Source organism: Pseudomonas sp. AIG (assembly GCF_977020205.1).
The window spans coordinates 1-21144 of the sequence record NZ_CDROCK010000020.1; the positions used below are offsets into that span (position 1 = coordinate 1).

17 protein-coding genes and 1 tRNA gene are annotated in these 21144 nt (G+C 60.1%); 9 read left to right on the forward strand and 9 right to left on the reverse strand.

All coding sequences use genetic code 11. The annotated features are described in order from the left end of the window. Positions 1-279: 279 nt before the first annotated feature. From ACWR1S_RS13490 to ACWR1S_RS13510, 5 genes are all read left to right on the forward strand, one after another. The gene (locus tag ACWR1S_RS13490) at positions 280-2028 is read left to right on the forward strand and encodes a phosphoethanolamine transferase CptA (RefSeq protein ID WP_454563840.1); all 1749 of its coding nucleotides are present in this window, start codon (positions 280-282) and stop codon (positions 2026-2028) included. A 437-nt stretch (positions 2029-2465) separates the two neighbouring features. Then, positions 2466-2825 carry a DUF6124 family protein gene (locus ACWR1S_RS13495; RefSeq protein WP_371043435.1) on the forward strand — a complete coding sequence of 120 codons (360 nt, stop codon included), beginning with the start codon at positions 2466-2468 and terminating at the stop codon, positions 2823-2825. A gap of 314 nt (positions 2826-3139) precedes the next feature. Continuing rightward, complete coding sequence (locus ACWR1S_RS13500) at positions 3140-3385, forward strand: type II toxin-antitoxin system ParD family antitoxin (protein ID WP_454563841.1); 246 nt, start codon at positions 3140-3142, stop codon at positions 3383-3385. Continuing rightward, the gene (locus ACWR1S_RS13505; protein WP_122844204.1) at positions 3378-3668 is read left to right on the forward strand and encodes a type II toxin-antitoxin system RelE/ParE family toxin; all 291 of its coding nucleotides are present in this window, start codon (positions 3378-3380) and stop codon (positions 3666-3668) included. Before ACWR1S_RS13500 ends, ACWR1S_RS13505 begins: the two co-directional genes overlap by 8 nt. 503 nt (positions 3669-4171) lie before the next feature. Next, a complete protein-coding gene (locus tag ACWR1S_RS13510) occupies positions 4172-4531 on the forward strand; it encodes a DUF6124 family protein (RefSeq protein ID WP_141125597.1) in 360 nt (119 codons plus the stop codon). A gap of 165 nt (positions 4532-4696) precedes the next feature. Here ACWR1S_RS13510 and ACWR1S_RS13515 read toward each other — a convergent pair. The 7 genes from ACWR1S_RS13515 to fdnG form a co-directional block, all read right to left on the reverse strand. Beyond that, positions 4697-4792 (reverse strand) — tRNA-Sec (locus ACWR1S_RS13515). A 6-nt stretch (positions 4793-4798) separates the two neighbouring features. Then, complete coding sequence (gene selB, locus ACWR1S_RS13520) at positions 4799-6715, reverse strand: selenocysteine-specific translation elongation factor (protein ID WP_454563896.1); 1917 nt, start codon at positions 6713-6715, stop codon at positions 4799-4801. Further along, positions 6712-8115 carry an L-seryl-tRNA(Sec) selenium transferase gene (selA, locus tag ACWR1S_RS13525; protein ID WP_454563897.1) on the reverse strand — a complete coding sequence of 468 codons (1404 nt, stop codon included), beginning with the start codon at positions 8113-8115 and terminating at the stop codon, positions 6712-6714. Before selA ends, selB begins: the two co-directional genes overlap by 4 nt. A gap of 60 nt (positions 8116-8175) precedes the next feature. Further along, complete coding sequence (fdhE, locus tag ACWR1S_RS13530; RefSeq protein ID WP_454563842.1) at positions 8176-9102, reverse strand: formate dehydrogenase accessory protein FdhE; 927 nt, start codon at positions 9100-9102, stop codon at positions 8176-8178. A 3-nt stretch (positions 9103-9105) separates the two neighbouring features. Beyond that, the gene (locus ACWR1S_RS13535) at positions 9106-9771 is read right to left on the reverse strand and encodes a formate dehydrogenase subunit gamma (RefSeq protein ID WP_454563843.1); all 666 of its coding nucleotides are present in this window, start codon (positions 9769-9771) and stop codon (positions 9106-9108) included. Then, positions 9768-10703: a formate dehydrogenase subunit beta gene (gene fdxH, locus ACWR1S_RS13540; RefSeq protein WP_034154153.1), complete on the reverse strand. Its 936-nt coding sequence runs from the start codon at positions 10701-10703 to the stop codon at positions 9768-9770. The genes ACWR1S_RS13535 and fdxH overlap by 4 nt, the downstream gene beginning before the upstream one ends. A 14-nt stretch (positions 10704-10717) precedes the next feature. Further along, positions 10718-13783 (reverse strand): formate dehydrogenase-N subunit alpha, encoded by a 3066-nt coding sequence (gene fdnG / locus ACWR1S_RS13545; RefSeq protein WP_454563844.1) that lies wholly within the window; start codon positions 13781-13783, stop codon positions 10718-10720. 319 nt (positions 13784-14102) lie between these two features. Between fdnG and ACWR1S_RS13550 the strand changes: the two genes are divergently transcribed. From ACWR1S_RS13550 to ACWR1S_RS13565, 4 genes are all read left to right on the forward strand, one after another. Next, positions 14103-15257 (forward strand): MalY/PatB family protein, encoded by a 1155-nt coding sequence (locus tag ACWR1S_RS13550; protein ID WP_454563845.1) that lies wholly within the window; start codon positions 14103-14105, stop codon positions 15255-15257. A 215-nt stretch (positions 15258-15472) separates the two neighbouring features. Further along, positions 15473-16330, forward strand: a complete 858-nt coding sequence (locus ACWR1S_RS13555) for a glucose 1-dehydrogenase (protein WP_454563846.1) — start codon at positions 15473-15475, stop codon at positions 16328-16330. 160 nt (positions 16331-16490) lie between these two features. Then, a complete protein-coding gene (locus tag ACWR1S_RS13560; RefSeq protein WP_454563847.1) occupies positions 16491-17834 on the forward strand; it encodes a cation:proton antiporter in 1344 nt (447 codons plus the stop codon). A gap of 187 nt (positions 17835-18021) precedes the next feature. After that, positions 18022-18318: a hypothetical protein gene (locus ACWR1S_RS13565; protein WP_454563848.1), complete on the forward strand. Its 297-nt coding sequence runs from the start codon at positions 18022-18024 to the stop codon at positions 18316-18318. A gap of 291 nt (positions 18319-18609) precedes the next feature. On the opposite strand, the gene ACWR1S_RS13570 is transcribed toward ACWR1S_RS13565, so the two are convergent. Next, positions 18610-19146, reverse strand: coding sequence for a hypothetical protein (locus ACWR1S_RS13570; protein ID WP_016983364.1), 537 nt, complete (start codon positions 19144-19146; stop codon positions 18610-18612). Between the two features lie 77 nt (positions 19147-19223). Then, positions 19224-21143, reverse strand: coding sequence for a PAS domain S-box protein (locus ACWR1S_RS13575; RefSeq protein ID WP_454563849.1), 1920 nt, complete (start codon positions 21141-21143; stop codon positions 19224-19226). Position 21144: the final 1 nt, after the last annotated feature.

Here is a 21144-nt window from a genome sequence, read left to right on the forward strand (position 1 = left end):
GGTGATGCTGGGGGAATTGGCGGTGAATCAGGCATTGGAGCACGTCGCGGGAGTGGCCCCCCCCCCTGCCCCCCCCCCTTTTTGCGGGACCGCCGGCCGCTGTTCCCGACATGATGCATCGCTGCCCGCCTCTCTATAGATGAGGCGGCAACTCACAAACTTTTCACATTCTCTTCGTAATACTCCGCCCCATTCTGGCCGTACCTTTGTGTGCGGCCTCCGTTCGTCGGCTTCATGGATGTTCCGGCGGTGGTTGTAACGAGTGAGCTGGAGCGCCGAATGGCATTGTTCAAACGCAGCAAAACGACTGCGACAGGTTTCGACTGGGCCGGACTTCTCTGGCTGTTTGTATTCTTCTGGTACTTCTCGGGTATCACCCAACTGCTGATCCAACTGACCGGCACCTCCGGCTTCAGCGGCTTCCGTCAGGCGTTCTTCATGAGTGCGCTGTGGCTGGCGCCGATGCTGCTGTTCCCCAAACGCACCAAACTGCTCGCCGCCGTGATCGGCGTGGTGCTGTGGGCCTGCTCGATGGCCAGTCTCGGCTATTTCTTCATCTATCAGCAGGAATTCTCGCAAAGCGTCATCTTCATCATGTTCGAGTCGAACATTTCTGAAGCTGGCGAATACATGACCCAGTATTTCGCCTGGTGGATGGTCGCGGCGTTCCTCGCGCACACCGCGTTCGCCTACTTCCTGTGGACGCGTCTGCGCCCGGTGTACATGCCCCGTGGCCGTGCGATGGTCGCCGCCGCTGCGATCGTGATCGCGGTGGTTGGCTATCCGCTGGTCAAACAGACCCTGCGCATGGGCTCCTTCGCCCAAGGCTTCGAAAAATTCGAAACCCGCATCGAGCCTGCAGTGCCATGGCAGATGGCCGTGGCCTATCACCGTTATCTGGATACCCTCGCCGACATGCAGGGCATGCTGCATAACGTGAGCAAGATTCCACCGCTGAAAAACCTCAAGGACGCCTCGGCCGACCAACCGAAGACCCTGGTGCTGGTGATCGGTGAATCGACCAACCGTCAGCGCATGAGCCTCTACGGTTATCAGCGCAACACCACGCCGGAACTGGACAAGCTCAAGGATCAACTGGCGGTGTTCGACAACGTCGTCACGCCGCGTCCGTACACCATCGAAGCGTTGCAGCAAGTGCTGACCTTCGCTGACGAAGAGCATCCGGATCTGTACCTGTCGACGCCGTCGCTGGTCAGCATGATGAAACAGGCGGGTTACAAGACCTTCTGGATCACCAACCAGCAGACCATGACCAAGCGCAACACCATGCTCACGACCTTCTCCGAGCAGGCCGACGAGCAGGTGTACCTGAACAACAACCGCAACCAGAATGCCGCGCAATACGATGGCGACGTGATCGAGCCGTTCAACAAGGCCCTGGCTGACGCGGCACCGCGCAAACTCATCGTTGTGCATTTGCTCGGCACGCACATGAGCTACCAGTACCGCTATCCGCCGACGTTCGACAAGTTTCAGGATCGCAACGGCGTGCCACCGGGTGTGCGTGATGATCAGGTACCGACCTACAACAGCTACGACAATGCCGTGCTGTACAACGACTTCGTGGTGTCGAGCCTGATCAAGGATTACGCCAAATCCGATCCGAACGGCTTCCTGCTGTACCTCTCCGACCACGGTGAAGACGTGTTCGACTCGGTGGGCCACAAGACCCTGGGCCGCAACGAAAACAAACCGACCGCGCCGATGTACACCATCCCGTTCATGGCCTGGGCGTCGCCGAAGTGGAAGGAAAGCCACGACTGGAACTTCGCCGGTGATCTGGATCGCCCGTACAGCAGCTCGCACTTGATCCACACCTGGGCCGACCTCGCCGGTTTGAGCTTCGATGAACTCGACCGCAGCAAGAGCCTGGTCAGCGACAGCTTCAAGGCGCGGCCATTGCTGATCGGCGATCCGTACCAGACTGAACAGCGCGCGCTGATCGACTTCAGTTTGATGAAGCCGAAAAAGCCCGACGCAGCACCGGCGGGTGTCGCGCAGCAGTAAAACCAGAAGGGGCCGGAAACGGCCCCTTTTTTCATGTCCACCGCAAGCGAAGTGCGTTATCAGGGACAGACCACCTTTCCCCCAGAGATTCGCGCGACTTTTCGCGTTTTAAACTGGAATGTTTAAAAGACACCTTCAGACACGTCTCTGAGGCTACAAATTCTTGCGCCATTGCCTACAGCTACGCCAGAATCCGCCGGCTTGTGCGCCTTGGGGTCGGGTTCTATTGTGGGTCGGTCGCTGACGAATCAGCGATCGGGTTTAGCAGCTCGGCAACTTTCAAGGCACGCGAGTCCCGCCATTACGTTATGGCGGCTTTGCGTGGGGCACTTCGGTGCGCCGGGATCCTTGAGCCTGGTCTGCTAACCCGCGTACAGCCGCCACCCTATCCGTTTAGCAGCGATGGATGACGGCTCCACATCTCAAGGAGCTTTACCATGATCAAACCAACACCCAACCCACCCGAAACCGACCTCGCCTCCCCCTACGAATCCCTCGACTCAAAAAAGCTCAACGACGCCGCCGAACGCGCCCTCGATCACTACCTCTGCCCACCCGGCTCCACCCCACCGCCCCGCAAAACCCGCCGCATGTACGCCGTTACCGCGGACTTCAAAAACGAGGAGCTGCTGGCCGATGCCAGCGAAACACTCGCTTCAGCCAGAACTATCGCCCATGACTTCGCCCACCTCATACCGGCGTCGCAGCGCAGGACGCTGTTGGGGATCGCGCAACTGATCATGCTCGGCGAGCTGGCGGTGAATCGGGTGATGGATAATCTGGAGGTGCCGCAGTAGCGGGCCTTGATGATCGTTCCCACGCTCTGCGTGGGAATGCCTCAACGGACGCTCCGCGTTCGGCTCTGGATGGGACGCAGAGCGTCCCGGGCTGCATTCCTTTGCTGCGCATGGGGACGATCAACACCGGCAAGATCAAAAAGATCGCAGCCTTCGGCAGCGCCTACACCGCCCCCTGTAGGAGATGCCGAAGGCTGCGATCTTTTGATTTTAAAGTGACGAGGGCTATCGGTTATTCAACGGGCTCAATGCTCGTTAGCGCACCAATAGTGTGATAATTTGCGCAAATCCGACCATTCTCCGGAGGCCCGCTCATGGCAACCGTACGAAAAACCATCACCGTGACTGACCAGCAAGACCACTGGATCAAAGCCCAGATCGAAGCTGGTCATTACACCAACGACAGCGAATACATCCGCGATCTGATCCGTCGAGAACAGGAGCGAAACGCCGAGCTGGAAACCATCCGGGCGGCGCTTCGGGAAGGTGAGTCCAGTGGGACACCTCGCCCCTTCGATCCTAAGGCATTCAAGAAGAGAATGTTAAGCGGACATGGCTGAATATCGTCTTACCCCTGCGGCGGAGGGTGACCTTGAGGCGATCTGGAGTTATACGGCTCAGCAATGGGGGCTGGATCAGGCCAATCGCTACATCGACATCATTACCGCAGCCTTCGAGCAATTAGCCGAGCGCCCCAAAACGGCGCCGGCCTGCGACGCAATCCGCCCCGGTTATCGGCGCTGCAGTGTGGAACGCCACATGATCTATTTTCGGATCACCGCGTATGGCATCGCGATTATCAGGGTTCTGCATGATCGGATGGAAGCGCAGCGTAATCTCTGACAAAGACTCGCATTTCGCTGGATACGATGGTGGGCTGGTACCCGTAAGATCAAAAGATCGCAGCCTTCGGCAGCTCCTACAAAGATCAGCGTTATCAGGGACAGACCGCCTTTCCCCCCAGATCTTCGCCCGACTTTTCGTTTTTTAAACTGGAGTGTTTAAAAGACACCTCCAGACACGCCTTCAAGGCTACAAATTCTTGCGCCATTGCCTACAGCTACGCCAGAATCCGCCGGCTTGTGCGCCTTGGGGGCGGGTTCTATTGTGGTGCGGTCGCTGACGAATCAGCGATCGGGTTTCGCAGCCCGGATCAATCAAGGCGCACAGCGCTCCAGTTCATTGCCATCAACGATTAATGGCAATGGTGCTTAATGGCGGCTGTGCGCGGGATACCTTCGGGTATGCCGGGTACCTTGATTCCCGGTCTGCGAACCTGCGTACAGCTGCCACCTCTCTTCGTTTCGCAGCGAAATGTGGCGGCTTCAATAATCAAGGAGCTTCACATGATCAAACCAACGCCAAACCCGCCCGAAACCGACCTCGCCTCCCCCTACGAATCCCTCGATTCAAAAAAACTCAACGAAGCCGCCGAACGCGCGCTCGATCACTACCTCTGCCCACCCGGCTCAACACCACCGCCACGCAAAACCCGCCGGATGTACGCCGTTACCGCCGACTTCAAAAACGAGGAACTGCTGGCCGACGCCAGCGAAACACTCGCCTCAGCCAGAACAATCGCCCATGATTTCGCCCATCTCATACCCGCGTCGCAGCGCAGAACGCTGTTGGGGATCGCGCAACTGATCATGCTCGGCGAACTGGCGGTGAATCGGGTGATGGATAATCTGGAATTGCCGGATTAGTTCGGGTACAGATCGTTCCCACGCTCTGCGTGGGAATGCAGCCCGGGACGCTCTGCGTTCCTTCCGAAGCCGAACGCGGAGCGTCCGTTGAGGCATTCCCACGCGGAGCGTGGGAACGATCAATTCGGGACAGGCCCAAGGGCTGTGATCTTTTTTTAAGAAAAGTGGCGGAAGGCAGCCGGAGTCGAACCTGCCCGGGAACGGATGCCGTCCCCAACCGGGTTTGAAGCCCGGCCGCGCCACCGGGCGCGATTGCCTTCCTTGAACTCATTGTGCGCAAGCGTTGGCCAGCGCGTTGTCGGGGCGGATCTGGCGGGATTCGCCGAGGCGTCGGGTCAGGCCGACGCGGTCGAAGTATTCGAGGTACTGAATACAGCGTTTGCGACCCAAGCCTAGCGCATCGCGGAAGGTTGTCACCTGGATCTGCGGATTTTCCTTGGCGAGTTGGAGCAACACGTTGGCCATTTGGCGCAGTTGCACGTCACTCAAGAACAGGTCGCGCACCACCTGATGCATCAGACCGAGCCGCGCCAGTTTGCGTAGCAGCAGGCGTACGATGGCGTCGTCCTGCCCGAGCATTTTCGCGATGTCGCGCACCCATGGCGGGTCGAAACCGGCTTGTTCGAACAACGGCTGCAATCCTAGCCAGAGGCTTTCGTCCTCGGCATTCAAGCGCACTTGATGATCCGGTAAATGCAGCCATGGCCCGCTTGCCTGAATCGATCCGGCGGTGAGCAATTCATCCATCAAACTGACAAACGTCGAACGCTCCAGCGCCAGACCACTGAAGCGCCGCAGGCGATCGCGGTCCGGGCCCATCTGATCGGGCTCCAGTTCATGGAACTGCGCCAGTTGTTCCAACAGGGTGAACTTCAGTTGCGCCCAGCGTTGCACGTTGAACAGCAGCGGGCCTTGACGTGTGTCGATGAAGCGGACGTTTTCCGCTAATGCCCAAGTCGAGCGTGGGCGATTGAATTGGCGCTCCAGCCGCAACGGGTCGAGGCCGCCCGCGCTGTAGTTGAGCAGTACGGGCAAGACCTGTTCGAACTCGTCGCCCGAAACCAAGGCGCGCAATTGCGCCAAACGTTCCGGGCTGCGACGTTGTCGCGACGGGGCGAACGGATCGAGGACCTGTCCCCCCCCGAGGGTACGTTGCGCGCTCTGGTCGCGCAGGATCAATCGATCGCCCTTCACCGCGTGCACCGGCGCATTGATCAGCAGTTGCGCAAACATGCGCTCACCAGGATTTAGGCGCGGGCCTTCGAGCAAGGCCACCCGAGCGATGACATCTTGCGTGCCGAGATGCACATGCACCGGGTGAAAGTGTTCGAAGGTGCGCTCGCCAGGCAGCAGTTGAAAGTCGATGTCGACCCGTTGTGTCGGCGCGTGCAGCCACTCGCTAAGCAACCACTGGCCGCGATGGATCTGCGCCAGTTCAAGACGCTCGCCGCTGATATTCAAAGCCACTCGCTGCCCGGCGAAAGCCTGTTCGGCGGGTTGATTTTGCGCGTGCAAGCCGCGAACCCGGACCGATTTGCCGGAAGGTCCGAGCAACAGTTTGTCGCCGACTGAAACAGTGCCCGACAACGCCGTGCCGGTCACCACAATCCCCGCACCGGCAACGCTGAACGCACGGTCGATGGCCAGACGAAAACCACCTTCACGGCTACGCTCGTGCACCTCGCTTTGCGTCTGCAACAACACCTCGCGCAGTGCCTCAATGCCCTGCCCGCTCAGGCTCGACACGGTCAGGATCGGCGCCTCGGCAAACGGCCCCGGGGCCAGCAGATCGAGCACCTGGCGCTGCACCTCTTCCACCCTGCCCGCCTCGACCCGATCGCATTTGCTGATCGCCACCAAAGCGCGCGGAATGCCGAGCAATTCGACAATCGCCAGATGCTCGCGGGTCTGCGGCATCACGCCGTCGTCCGCCGCGACCACCAGCAGCACCAGATCAATGCCTTGGGCGCCGGCGAGCATGTTGTGGGTGAATTTCTCGTGGCCCGGGACGTCGATAAACCCGGTCAGGCCGGCGCCGGGTTCAAGTTCGGCATAGAGATAACCAAGGTCGATGGTCATCCCGCGTTCGCGTTCCTGCGGGCGGCGGTCGCCGGTCTGTCCGGTCAGGGCTTGCAGCAGCGACGTCTTGCCGTGGTCGATGTGCCCCGCCGTGCCGACAATCACGGGTCGACCTGCAGCTGCGGCAATTGCGCAAGCCACGCCGGCTCATCGTCGAGCTGACGCAGATCCAGCCACAACGCGTCGTCGTCGATGCGCCCGAGCACCGGGATCGGCAAGGCTCGTAACGCGGCTTCCAGACTCAACAGGCAACGCCCGCGCAAGCGCTTGGAGACTTGCGGGCGACAACACAGCGCCGCACTCGGCAAACGCGCCACCGGTTGGCTGCCGCTGCCGATCATGCCCAAGGCCTCGACTGCACTGACCTGCCAAACCGACCCCAGGATTTCAGCCATCAAGGGCCGCAAGCGTGAGGCCTGCGCGAAGATATCGGCTTGCGGGCGCGTCAACAGCCGCAGACTCGGCAGACGTTCTGCGAGGCGATCCGGATCGCGATACAACCCCAGCACTGCCTCCAGTGCCGCCAAGGTCAACTTGTCCACCCGCAATGCGCGTTTCAGTGGGTTCTTCTTGATCTTCGCGATCAGCTCTTTGCGCCCCACAATCAACCCGGCCTGCGGGCCGCCGAGCAATTTATCGCCGCTGAAGGTGACGATGTCCGCGCCATCCAGCAGCGCTTGCCGCACCGTCGGTTCGGCCGGCAACCCCCAACGGGTCAGATCCAGCAGGCTGCCGCTGCCCAGATCCTCCAGCAACGGCAAGCCATGTCGATGGGCCAGCTCGGCCAGTTCAGCAGTCGGCACCCGTGCGGTAAATCCTTCGATGCTGTAGTTGCTCGCGTGCACGCGCATGATCAAACCGCTGCGCGGGCTGATCGCCGCTTCGTAGTCGCGAGCATGGGTGCGATTGGTCGTACCGACTTCATGCAGGCGCACGCCAGCGCGGGCCATGATGTCGGGGATGCGGAACGCGCCGCCGATTTCGATCAACTCACCGCGCGAGATGATGCCTTCCTTGCGTACGCCCAGACTGTTCAGCGTCAGCAGCACGGCGGCGGCATTGTTGTTGACCACGGTGACGGCTTCGGCGCCGGTCAGTTCGCGGATCAGGCCTTCGATCAGATCATCGCGATCACCGCGTTTGCCGCTGGCCAGATCGAATTCCAGATTGAGCGGATAACGTGCGGCCATTTGCACGGCGTCGATGGCTTCGTCCGGCAACAAGGCGCGACCGAGGTTGGTGTGCAGGACGGTGCCGGTGAGGTTAAAGACTCGGCGCACGTTGCTGCGCTGTTGTTGGACCAGGCGTTCACCGACGCGGCCAGCGAGCACTTCGGGGCTGATTTCAATCGCCGACAATTGCCCGTTCAACACGCTGGGACGCAGCTCATCGAGCAACTGACGCAAACTCGCCAGCAACGACTCACGCCCGTGACGCTCAAGCAAAGGCACACACGCCGGATGACGCAACACACCATCAATGGAAGGTAACCGCAGGGACATCAGCCACTCCTGGAGACAGATCACTGCGCCCCGCAGTGAAAACCAAGAGTGTAGACGCTCACTTCATTCGTCTCCCGGGGCCAGCAACAGATTCGGCGCCAGGCGCTGATAACCGTCCTGCGCCAGACGCATGTCCAGCAGCAGACTGCTCAAATCAGCCGACAACGCCTCCGCATCGGCATCGTTTTCCAGATACACCAGCTTCAGATAACTGTTACAACCCGGACAGACCTCCGCCCTTAACGGCGCCTGATTGGCGGCGTGGCGATCATCCTCAAGGCTGAAATAATCCAGCCCCTTACTCGACTCGCAGTACACACACTTGACCCGCACCACATGCCATTCACACGCACACAGCGAACACACCAGATATCGCAAACCGTTGTGCTTGCCGCGATGGCGGATCACCCCGGCCATCGCCGGCGAACCACAGGCCGGGCATTGGCTGAGGCTGTCGCCGGGTTTGAGTTGCAGATTCGGCGCGCTGAGCAGCCAGTGACTCCAGGCCACTTGCAGCGCCGCGCCAAGAAACGGCACCAGTTGCGCCGGCACCATCGAATACTGGCCGCTGATCAATGCCACGGCCCAAGAGCGCAATTGGCCCGTGCTGGCGGCGCGCAGCGTGTCCACCGCTTCAACAACAGCAGGCTGCCCCAAAGGCTCATAACGCTGAAGAAAAGCCTCGAGATAAGCCTGCCAGCCCTCTTCGCGCACCAAGGTATCAGCCGCAAACGGCGGCAAACCATGCTGCTGACAGGCTTCAATCCTTTGCTGATCAAACGGTGCCGTCAGCGGCGGATCGTCGAAGACCTGCTGCTGCACCCGGCACAACCCGGCGATCAAACGCAAGTACTCGGCCAACGGGTGCCCTTGCGCCAAAAACTCTAGTCGATCAGCCCGCAGCGCAAACAGATTCGATGGCGGCAGATACAGAAACGGCGGCGAACTCGCTGCCGCTTCAATTTCCCCAGGTTCCAGAATGGTTGGCAAACGTCAGCCCTTTTTGGTGATCGGTCGTTCCGGCACGTCCGGTTGGCGTTCATCGCGGGTGATGTCGCGATACCAGAGTTCATGGTGTTTCTTCGCCCAGGCGCGGCTGACCCAGCCATGCATCATCGCGTCCACCGAGCCCTTGATCCACAGCCCGGCGTAGATGTGAATGATGATGCTCAGCACTAGAATGAACCCGGCCAGCGCATGCAGGAGCATCGCCCAGCGAATCACGGTGATGCCGAAATACGCACTGAAATACGCGCGCCAGATCACTAGCCCGGTGAACAGCAATCCGAGCATGCACAGCAGTAAAGTCCAGAACAGCATCTTCTGCCCAGCGTTGTATTTGCCCACGGGCGGTACGCTTTCTTCATCGTTGACCAGTACTCGATCAATACGGCGCATCCACTTCCAGTCGTTGTCGATAAAGAAGTTCGCACGCCAGAAACGCAACACCAGGCCGAGGAACAAGACAAACATGGCGATGCCCATGAACGGATGCAGAATCCGCGTCCACGGGCCGCCGCCGAACAGGTTGCTCAGCCAGAACAGCGACGGATGAAACAACGCCAGCCCGGACAGCCCGGCCATGAAAAACAGGATCGCCACCAGCCAGTGATTGGTGCGCTGGTTGGCGGTGTAGCGCAGGATCGTCTTGTTGCTCATGGCCGCTCCTCCCCGCGTGGATCGAAGGTGTGCACCGCCGGGTCAACGACATGCACCGAGGTGTCGGGTGGCGTTGGATGTTCATCTTCTTCGACGCGATTCGGGCCGATGCGCACGTAATGGAAGAACCCGGCCAATACCGCCGCGCCCATGGCCAGCAGGCCCAGAGGTTTGCTGATGCCTTTCCACAACCCCACCAACGGACTGATCGCCGGATCCTGCGGCAGGTTGGCGTAGATCGTCGGCGTATCGGCGTGGTGCAACACGTACATCACATGCGTGCCGCCAACACCGGCCGGGTCATACAAACCGGCGTTTTCGAAGCCACGGCTTTTCAGATCGACGATGCGTTCGGCGGCGTGTTCCTTCATGTCTTCCTTGGTGCCGAAGACGATGGCGCCGGTCGGGCAGGTTTTTACGCAGGCGGGTTCCAGCCCTACTGCCACGCGATCCGAGCACAAGGTGCACTTGTAAGCCTTGTGATCCTTCTGCGAGATACGCGGAATATTGAACGGGCAACCGGTGATGCAATAACCACAACCGATGCAGTGATCCTGATCGAAATCGACGATGCCGTTGGCGTGCTTGATGATCGCGCCGGGGCTCGGGCACGCCGCCAGACAACCCGGCTCGGCGCAGTGCATGCAGCCGTCCTTGCGGATCAGCCATTCGAGGTTGCCGGCGTCGGTTTCATGCTCGGTGAAGCGCATCAACGTCCAGGTTTCGGCGCTCAGGTCTTGCGGGTTGTCGTAGGTGCCGTGGTTGTGGCCGACCTCGTCGCGCAACTCGTTCCATTCCGAGCAGGCGACCTGACAGGCTTTGCAGCCGATGCATTTGGTGGTGTCGATCAGCTTGGCCACCGCTTCCTGATTCCTCACGGACGGCGGCACCGTGGTAGTGGCCGAGCGGGCAATGATGTCTTGGCTGGCCATTTAAAGATTCTCCATCAGAGCTTCTCCACGTTGACCAGGAATGACTTGGATTCCGGGGTCTGTGTATTGCCATCGCCGAGGAACGGCACCAGGGTGTTGGTCAAATAACCGTGACGCGTCAGGCCGGTGAAACCCCAGTGCAGCGGGATGCCGATCTGATGCACGACCTGGCCGTTGACCTGCAGCGGCCGGATCCTTTTCGTCACCACCGCCACCGCTTCGATAAAGCCACGTTTGCAACTGACCCGTACGCGATCACCGGCAGCGATGCCCTTCTCTTTCGCCAGCACTTCACCGATTTCGACGAACTGCTCGGGTTGAGCAATCGCGTTCAACTTGCAGTGCTTGCTCCAGAAGTGGAAATGCTCGGTGAGCCGGTAACTGGTGCCGGCGTACGGGAAGTCCTTGGCCTCGCCGAGGGTTTCCCAGACCGAATCGAAGATCCGCGCCGCCGGGTTGCTGGTGGCTTTCTTGTTCTGCGGGTGCAGCGGGTTGATGCCGATTGGCGTTTCGAACGGCTCGTAGTGCTCGGGGAATGGCCCTTCATTCATCTTGTCGACGGCGAAGAATCGCGCGACGCCTTCGGGGTTCATGATGAACGGGTTCATCCCGGCTTCCGGCGGTACGTCGGCTTTGTAGTCCGGCACATCGGTGCCGCCCCAGGCCTTGCCATTCCACCACACCAGGCGTTTTTTCGGGTCCCACGGTTTACCGGAGACGTCTGCCGAAGCGCGGTTATAGAGAATCCGCCGGTTGGCCGGCCACGCCCACGCCCAGCCCAGATGCTGATGCATGCCAAACGGGTCGCTGTTGTCGCGGCGGGCCATTTGGTTACCGACCTCGGTCCAGCTACCGGCGAAGATCCAGCAGCCGGACGCGGTGCTGCCGTCATCCTTGAGCAAGCCGAACCCGGCCAGTTGGGTGCCGGCCTTGACCGCCACACCCGTGGCATCGGTGAAATCAGCCACCGCGCTGCCGTTGATTTCCTTGGCCAGTTCCTCCGGCGAAGGTTCGTCGGGGATCTTGTACGGCCAGGTCAGTTTTAGTAGCGGATCAGGGAATTTGCCGCCCTCGGCCTGGTAACGCTTGCGCAGGCGCAGGAACAATTCGCTCATGATGCGAATGTCGGTCTGCGCTTCGCCCGGGCCATCGGCGCCTTTCCAGTGCCATTGCAACCAGCGACTGCTGTTGACCAGCGAGCCGTCCTCCTCGGCAAAACACGTGGTCGGCAGGCGAATGACTTCGGTCTGGATCTCCGCGCTTTTCACATCGTTGTACGGCCCGACGTTGTGCCAGAACTCCGACGTCTCGGTGGCCAGCGGATCCATCACCACCAGCCATTTCAGTTTCGCCAGTGCGCCCATCACGCGGTTTTTGTCCGGCAGCGCGGCGATCGGGTTGAAGCCTTGGCAGAAGTAGCCGTTGACCTTGCCTTGGCTCATCAGGTCGAACATTTTCAAGACGTCGTAGTTGGGAATGTCGAGTTTCGGCAAATGGTCGTAGCACCAATTGTTTTCGGCAGTGGCGTTGGCGCCGTACCACGACTTCATCAGGCTGACGTGGAATTTGCTGTAGTTCTGCCAGTAAGACAGTTGCCCCGGGCGCAGCGGAACTTGCGTGCGTTTATGGATGAACTGACCGTAGTCCTGCTCGCTGTCGCTGGCCAATGTCAGGTATCCCGGCAGCGCATTGGAGAGCAAGCCAAGGTCGGTCAGGCCTTGAATGTTGGAGTGCCCACGCAAGGCGTTGACGCCGCCGCCGGGCATGCCGACGTTGCCCAGCAGCAGTTGCACCATCGCCGCGCTGCGGATGATCTGCGCGCCGATCGAGTGCTGCGTCCAGCCGAGGGCGTAGAGAATCGTCATGGTCTTGCCCGGAATCGAGCAGGTGGCGATTTCGTCCCAGATTTTCTGCATGGCGTCGACCGGCATGCCACAGATCTGGCTGGCGAGGTCGATGTTGTAGCGGCTGTAATGCGCCTTCATCAATTGATAGACGCAGCGCGGGTCTTGCAGGGTCGGGTCGACTTTGGCGAAGCCGTCGTCGCCCATCTCGTAGCCCCAACCGGACTTGTCGGTGTAGCTGCGCTTGGCGACGTCGTAGCCGCTGAAGATACCGTCTTCGAAGCCATAGCCTTCTTTGACGATGAACGAGACGTCGGTGTAATTGCGCACGTACTCGTGCTGGATTTTGTCCTCGGTCAGCAGGTAATTGATCAGCCCGCCCATGAAGGCGATGTCGGTGCCGGTGCGGATCGGCGCGTAATAGTCGGCCACCGAAGCGGTGCGGGTAAAACGCGGATCAACCACAATCAGCCGCGCAGCGTTGTGCGCTTTGGCCTCGGTCACCCATTTGAAGCCGCACGGATGCGCTTCTGCGGCGTTGCCCCCCATCACCAGGATCAGATTCGCGTTGGCGATATCGGTCCAGGTGTTGGTCATGGCTCCACGGCCGTACGTCGGGGCAAGACTTGCCACCGTCGGGCCGTGTCAGACACGCGCCTGGTTATCGAACCCCAGCATGCCGAGACTGCGAATCACCTTCTGGGTGATGTAACCGGCTTCGTTGGACGCCGCCGATGCGGCGAGGAACCCGGTGCTCAGCCAGCGATTCACCGTTTGCCCGTTGGCATTTTGTTCGATGAAGTTGGCGTCGCGGTCGGTCTTCATCAGGTCGACGATGCGATCGAGTGCTTCGTCCCAACTGATCCGCGTCCATTCACTACTGCCCGGCTTGCGCGTTTGCGGGTAGAGCAAACGGCCGGGGCTGTGAATGAAGTCGAGCAGGCCTGCGCCTTTCGGGCAAAGGGTGCCGCGGTTGACCGGGTGGTCGGCGTCGCCCTCGATGTGAATGATGCTTTGCGCTACGTTCTTCGCTCCATCGCCCTGGCTGTACATGATCAAACCGCAGCCGACCGAGCAATACGGGCAGGTGTTGCGGGTTTCATGGGTGTGGGCAAGCTTGAAGTGGCGCACCTGCTCGGCGAAGGCCAGCGTCGGGGCCATGCCCAACGCGCCCAGGCTCGAGCCTGCAAGGCCGATACCGGCGACCTTGAAGAACTGACGACGGCTGAGATCCATCGTGCACTCCTGATCAGGTGGAACCCGGTACTTGAGCCGGGTTTTATCTGGACAATCACGGTTGCGGCAGACAAGTGCCGACCTTTTCACTGTAGACAATGACCACACAATCTGTGTGAAAACCGACCGTCGGCCGTTTGTCAGGTCTTTAACTGAAGACCACCAAACCCTGTGGGAGCGAGCTTGCTCGCGAAAGCGGTGTGTCATTCGACATCGATGCTGACTGACACGACGCCTTCGCGAGCAAGCTCGCTCCCACATGGGCAGCGTAAGGCTTAGAATGGCGTCCAAGACCATTCCCGCCTTCACGAGACCGCGCATGACTTTCGATTTTGATCAGCTGTTCGACCGCCACAACACCGGCAGCACCAAGTGGAGCCGCTATTCGGCCGACGTGTTGCCGATGTGGGTCGCTGATATGGATTTCGCCGCGCCGCCAGTGGTGATCGCGGCGCTGCAGCAACGCCTGCTGCATCCGCTGGTGGGCTACAGCGTGGCGCAGGACAACCTGCGCGAAGCCATCGTCGCCGACCTCTGGAACAAGTTTTCCTGGAAGGTCAAACCGCAAGAGCTGATCTTCCTGCCGGGCGTCGAGTCCGGCTTCAACATGGCTTTGAAAGCGCGGGGCCCCCCACAACAGAACGTCGTGGTGCAAGTGCCGAACTACCCGCCACTGCGCCATGCGCCGGGGCATTGGGGCTTGAACAAGGTTGAGCTGGAATTCGACGCGCAGGCTGACGGTACTTACTTGACGCCGCTCGACGTGCTGCGTGAATCGCTCAACGGTGGCGGCGCGTTGCTGCTGAGCAATCCGCACAACCCGATCGGCAAAGTGTTTGGCCGTGAAGAGCTGCAAGCCGTGGCCGACATCTGTGCGGCGCAGGACGCGTGGATCATCTCCGACGAAATCCACGCCGAGCTGTGCTTCGACGGTCGCGTGCACATTCCGACCGCCTCGTTGAGCGCGGAGATCGCCGAGCGCACGATCACCCTGATGTCGGCGAGCAAGGCCTACAACATCGCAGGCCTGAAGACTTCGTTCATGATCATCCAGAACGCCGCGCTGCGCGAACGCGTCAATCACGCCCGTTGTGGCATGGTCGACAGCGTCAACCCGCTGGGCATGGAAGCCACCCGCGTGGCTTACAGCGAAGGTGCGCCGTGGCTGGCCGAGCTGAAAACCTACCTGCAGGCCAACCGTGACTGGTTGGTGGAAGCGGTGCGCAACCGCTTGCCGGGCGTAAGCATTAATGTGCCGCAGGGCACCTATCTGGCGTGGCTGGATTGCTCGGCGCTGGATCTGGACAACCCGCAGCAGTTCTTCCTTGAGCAGGGCAAGGTTGGCCTCAGCGCCGGTCTGGACTTCGGCGATCAACACCAGCAGTTCGTGCGCCTGAACTTCGGCTGCCCGCGCTCGTTGCTGGAAGAAGGCATCGCCCGCATGGAACGCGCCCTGACTACACGCAATACCTGAAACCTCAGATGATCCCCTGTGGGAGCGAGCTTGCTCGCGAAAGCGGTGGTTCAGTCAACATTGACGTTGGCTGACACTCCGCCTTCGCGAGCAAGCTCGCTCCCACATTGGTTTTGCATTTCCAAGTCGGAAAATGCAGTGGAAATCCGATCGAACTCACGGCAAACACACCGGGTCAACCGCCCATACCTGCCCTGAGACCTCGGAGACCCGCGATGACCGACTATCCAAAACCACCCTTCCCCAAACAAGCCCAAGCCGTGCCTGGTGCCCAAGGCAAAATGCAGCCCTATCCCGATTGCGGTGAGCAAAGCTATGTCGGTTCAGGCCGACTGGCCGGCAAGATTGCCCTGATCACCGGCGCCGACAGCGGCATTGGCCGCGCCGTGGCCATCGCATTCGCCCGGGAAGGCGCCGACGTCGCTGTGGCCTATTTGAATGAACACGAAGACGCCAAGGAAACCGCACGCTGGGTCGAACAAGCCGGGCGTCAGTGTCTGTTGTTGCCCGGCGATATCGCGCAGAAATCCCACTGCCAAGCCCTGGTCGACAAAACCGTCGAGCGCTTTGGCCGCATCGATGTGCTGGTCAACAACGCCGCGTTCCAGATGACCCACGAAACCTTCGAAGAAATCCCCGACGAAGAATGGGTGATGACCTTCGACGTCAACATCACTGCGATCTTCCGGCTGTGCCAGGCGGCGATCAAACACATGCGCGCCGGGTCATCGATCATCAATACCAGCTCGATCAACTCGGATTTACCCAAACCGACCCTGCTCGCCTACGCCACCACCAAAGGTGCGATTGCCAACTTCACCGGCGGTCTGGCGCAAATGCTCGGGCCGAAAGAGATTCGCGTGAACTGCGTGGCACCGGGGCCGATCTGGACGCCGCTGATCGTCTCGACCATGCCCGACGAAGAAGTACAGAACTTCGGCGGCAACACCCCGCTCGGCCGCCCCGGGCAACCCGTGGAAGTCGCGCCGATCTACGTGCTGCTGGCCTCCGATGAAGCCAGTTACATCACCGGCCAGCGCTATGGCGTGACCGGCGGTAAGCCGATGCTGTGAGTAAACGCACTGTAGGAGCTGCCGCAGGCTGCGATCTTTTGATTTGGATGTTAAAAACAAGGTCAAAGGATCGCAGCCTGCGGCAGCTCCTACAGGGGCGGCGTCAGAAGCGAAAGGGTCTCTGCAAGCGGCCGTCATTAATCACTGAGGGCGGCACATCATGAGTTTTGTCGTGTGGGTGGCGGTGCTCGGCGCCGTGCTGTTGACCTTGGCACTGACCTCGTCGTACCTGCGCTGGATGCCGGTCACCACCTCGGCCGTTTGTCTGCTGCTGGGGATTGGTATCGGCCCCAGCGGCCTCGATTTGCTGAAACTGTCGCTGGAAAACGCCTCGTTGTGGATGGAGCACCTGACGGAAGTCGCGGTGCTGTTTTCTTTGTTCGTCTGCGGCCTGAAGTTACGGTTGCCACTGCGCGACAAGCGTTGGCGGATCGCCTTTGGCTTGGCCGGACCGGTGTTGGTGCTGACCATCGCCGGCGTTTGTCTGCTGCTGCACTTTGGCTTGAGCTTGCCGTGGGGGCCGTCGATGTTGATTGGCGCGATTCTGGCGCCGACCGACCCGGTATTGGCGGCGCTGGTGCAGGTCAACGATGCCCGGGATGTGGACAGCGTGCGTTTCGGCCTGTCGGGTGAGGCCGGGCTCAATGACGGGGTGGCGTTTCCGTTCGTGATACTCGGTTTGTTGCTGATTCACGGCGACGGCTCTGCCGCCGAGTGGCGGGGCTGGGTCTTGCGCAGTTTATTGTGGGCGGTGCCCGCAGGACTGCTCACCGGCTACTGGATGGGGCGCGGTATCGGTCGGGTGACGCTGTCGCTGCGGATTCATAACGACGACAGCACGCTCAGCCCCAATGATTATCTGGCGTTGTCGCTGATTGCCCTGGCGTATGTCGTTGCAGAGGCCATTGGCGGTTACGGCTTCCTGTCGGTGTTCGCCGCTGGCCTGGGTTTGCGACAGGTCGAAGTCAAATCCACCGGCGCCAGCCAAACGCCTGCCGAGCATCTGGTGCAACCAGTGGTCGGCCATCAGAACGTCGAACCGCAACACGCGGTGCACGGCGACACCGAGCGGCTTGAAAGCAGCCAAGTCGCCGCCGGCATCATGATGGGCGACATGTTGTCATTTGGCAGTCTGGTCGAACGCGCCATGGAGGTGTTTCTGGTGACCCTGCTCGGCGTGGTGCTGGTGGCGCACTGGGACTGGCGAGCGTTGCTGGTGGGCGGCGTGTTGTTCTGCCTGATCCGCCCGGCCTGCGTTGCGCTGATGCCATGGGGCAAACTGCTGGAGGGACGGCAACGGCTGTTGATCGGCTGGTTCGGTATTCGCGGGATCGGCAGCCTGTTCTATTTGTTTTATGCCTTGAATCATGGGCTGACCGATAGCGTGGCCAGCGTGTGTACCGACCTGACCTTGTCGGTGGTGGCGCTGAGCATATTGCTTCATGGCATCAGCACGCAGCCGATCCTCGCTCGCTATGAACAGCACAAGAAACAAAAAACCTGATTTTTAATCCCGGGTTTTATCGACTGATTGATCGAATTTTTTTCTGTAAAAAAATTGATCCCTGCTTAATCGCCGACAGTCACAAGCATAACCCCTCGCCGGATGTGCCCGGCGGGGCCCGGCAGGTTCGGTTCCCCTGCGGCGTCAAGCCTGTGAAAAGGAATCCTTGAAGAATAAGGTTACGGTCATGAAAGAATGCTCGACTCCTGCGCAAATCAAGGCATGCAGAGCGTTGGCTCTGGAACGCAATCGCCAACTGTTTGATAACGCCCACACCCTCAATCGAGCGGCCAATGCGCTGCTGGATGTCAAAGATCTGGACATCGAACAGTTCGAGCGCTACCGCGCACTGCGCAAGAAAGCCGATTCGATGTTTGAAGATGCCATCGATCATTTGTGCGTGTTGAACGAAGATTTTCCGCCGATTCCGATGTCATCGCAGAACTCGATGGCGTTGCGTCGGCAGCTTGAAACCGTGGAGTGAGCCAGAACAGCCCCCTCACCCTAGCCCTCTCCCAAAGGGAGAGGGAACTGACCGAGGTGGATGGTTGAGGTACGCCGACGTGAGATACCGAGTCGAACGTAGATTTTGACCACGACACTGAGATACCGCGTCGAACGCAGATTTTGACCACAACGAAGATCTGCTCCCTTCCCCCTCGCCCCCTTTGGGGGAGAGGGCTGGGGTGAGGGGGATCGATCTAAAGTGCACCACAAAATCCAGCCAAAATGAAAAAGCCCGGCGATATAAGCCGGGCTTTTGCGTGAAGACCATTCACCCCCCGGGATTGGTCACCTGAATAAACACCGCATAACTTCCCAACAACACCCAGAACGTCGCAAAGATCCAAGGCGTGCGCACCGAGAACAGCAGCGACTTGCGATACCCCTTGTGGCTCGACTCCATTTCGCTGAACAGCGGCGATTCGTCATACGCCAGCCCCATCAGCGGCTCACTGTGCAACAAGTGGCTCTGCTTGAAATGCCAGTGATCGATGATGTCGTACGCTGCGCGAATCCCCGGCCAGGCATTCAGTGAGCTGAGCAACCCGAGCAGCGCCAGAAACGGTGGCACCACCAGCGTGAACAACTTGCCCCATTCCGGGTTGAGGTTGGCCATGCACGAGGCGAAGGCGATCACCAGAAACGACTGCGCGGCCAGATAGGCATCGGTGCGGTTGGCGAGGATGCTGGTTTCGTACTGGATCTCCCGGCGATAGAAATCCAGCCGTTCCTTGGGTGAGCCGAACATCTTGGCGTCATGTTCGGTGAGAGTTTCTTCAGCGGTTGGCTCAGTCAGTATGCGAGACAAAAGGTGCGCGCTCCGGGGTGGGGAAAACATTTAGAAATCCCCTTCGGCGCGCAAGTTCAGAACGATTGACCACTGCCTCACTTCATCGATTGGGCAATGATTGCCACCAGATTCATCTGCGTGAATGGCTTGGGCAACCGCGGCAGTTGCGCAGCAAAACCTTCCAGACGCTCGGCGTAACCGGTGGCCAGGATAATCGGCAGATCCGGTTTGAGCAGGCGCACCGCATGGGCGAGTTGCGCACCGCTCATCTGCGGCATGGCCATGTCGGTGATCATCAGGTCGATGACTTCACCCTGATCAAACAGCGCCAGTGCCTTCGCCCCGGACGTCGCACTGATCACGCGATGACCGAGGTCTTCGAGCAGCAGGCTGGTGCTGGTCAACACCAGCGAATCGTCATCCACCACCAGCACGCTGAGCCTTGGCACCACCACCGGCTCGGCGGGCGGATGCAGCGGCTTGCTGACCATGCCCTCGACGGCCACCGGAATCCACAGTTCGGCCGTGGTGCCCCGGGCTTTTTCGCTCTGGAGAATGAAGCGGCCCCCGAGTTGTTCCATAAAACCATGGACCATCGACAAGCCTAACCCGGTGCCCTTGCCCAGGCCTTTGGTGGTGAAAAACGGATCTCTGGCCGACGCCAATGTGTGCTCGTCCATGCCCTCCCCGCTGTCGATCACGCTGAGGCAGATATAACGCCCTGCCGGTAGATCCGAATGACTGAGCTCGAGCACCACTTGCGGTTCAGCGCAAATGATCACCGTACCGCCGTCGGGCATGGCGTCGCGGGCGTTGGTCGCCAGGTTGAGCAAGGCCAGCTCCAGTTGATTGGTGTCCGCCAGCACCGGCTCCAGGTCTTCCGGAAACCGCGTGTCGATGCGGATACCCGGCCCGAGGGAGCTGCGCAACAAACCGGTGATGCCCTGGACCAATTGCGCAATATCGACCGACTCGGTTTTCAGTTCCTGACGGCGGGCAAACGCCAACATGCGCTGGGTCAGTGACACGCCGCGCAGTGCACCTTGGGTGGCGTTTTCCAGCAGGCGGCTGATTTTCGCATCCTCACCCATGCGCTTCTGCACGATCTCCAGATTACCGAGAATCACCGTCAGCAGATTATTGAAGTCATGGGCGATGCCACCGCTAAGCTGACCGATCGCCTGCATCTTCTGCGCCTGGAACAGCGCTTCCCGGGTTTTCTCCAGCGCCTGCTGCGCCTGATGGGCTTCGGTGATGTCGCGGGTGATCTTGGCAAAACCGAGCAAAGTGCCGGTATCGCCACGAATCGCATCAACCACCACATGGGCGAGAAACCGCGTGCCGTCCTTGCGCATGCGCCAGCTCTTGTTCTCGAAGCGGCCCTCGCGGGTGGCGATTTCCAGCGCCCGTTGCGGTTCGCCGAGTTCGCGGTCTTCGGGGGTATAGAAAATCGAAAAGTGCTGGCCGATGATTTCTTCCGGCAGATAACCCTTGATCCGCTGGGCGCCCTGGTTCCAGTTGCTGACCCGGCCTTCGGGGCTGAGCATGTAGATCGCGTAGTCGGTGACGCCCTGCACCAGCAAGCGGAATTGCTGCTCGCTTTGCTTGAGGGTTTCCTCGGCCATTTTGCGGTCGGTGAGGTCGCGGGTGATCTTGGCGAAGCCAAGTAATTTGCCGTTGGGATCAATGATCGGATCGATCACCACGTGCGACCAGAAGTTGGTGCCATCCTTGCGCACCCGCCAGCCCTCGCCTTCGAAGCGCCCTTCACGGATCGCCGTATCGAGTGCGCGTTGCGGCAAACCGGCGGCGCGATCATCAGCGGTGTAGAAGCGCGAGAAGTGTTCGCCGAGGATTTCCGCTTCTTCGTAGCCCTTGAAGCGTTTGGCGCCGGAATTCCAACTGGTGATGATGCCGCCGGGATCGATCATGTAGATCGCATAGTCGACCACCGCATCGATCAGCAGACGAAAACGCATCTCTTCGATCGCCGCGGTCTTGTTGTTTTCGCTCATC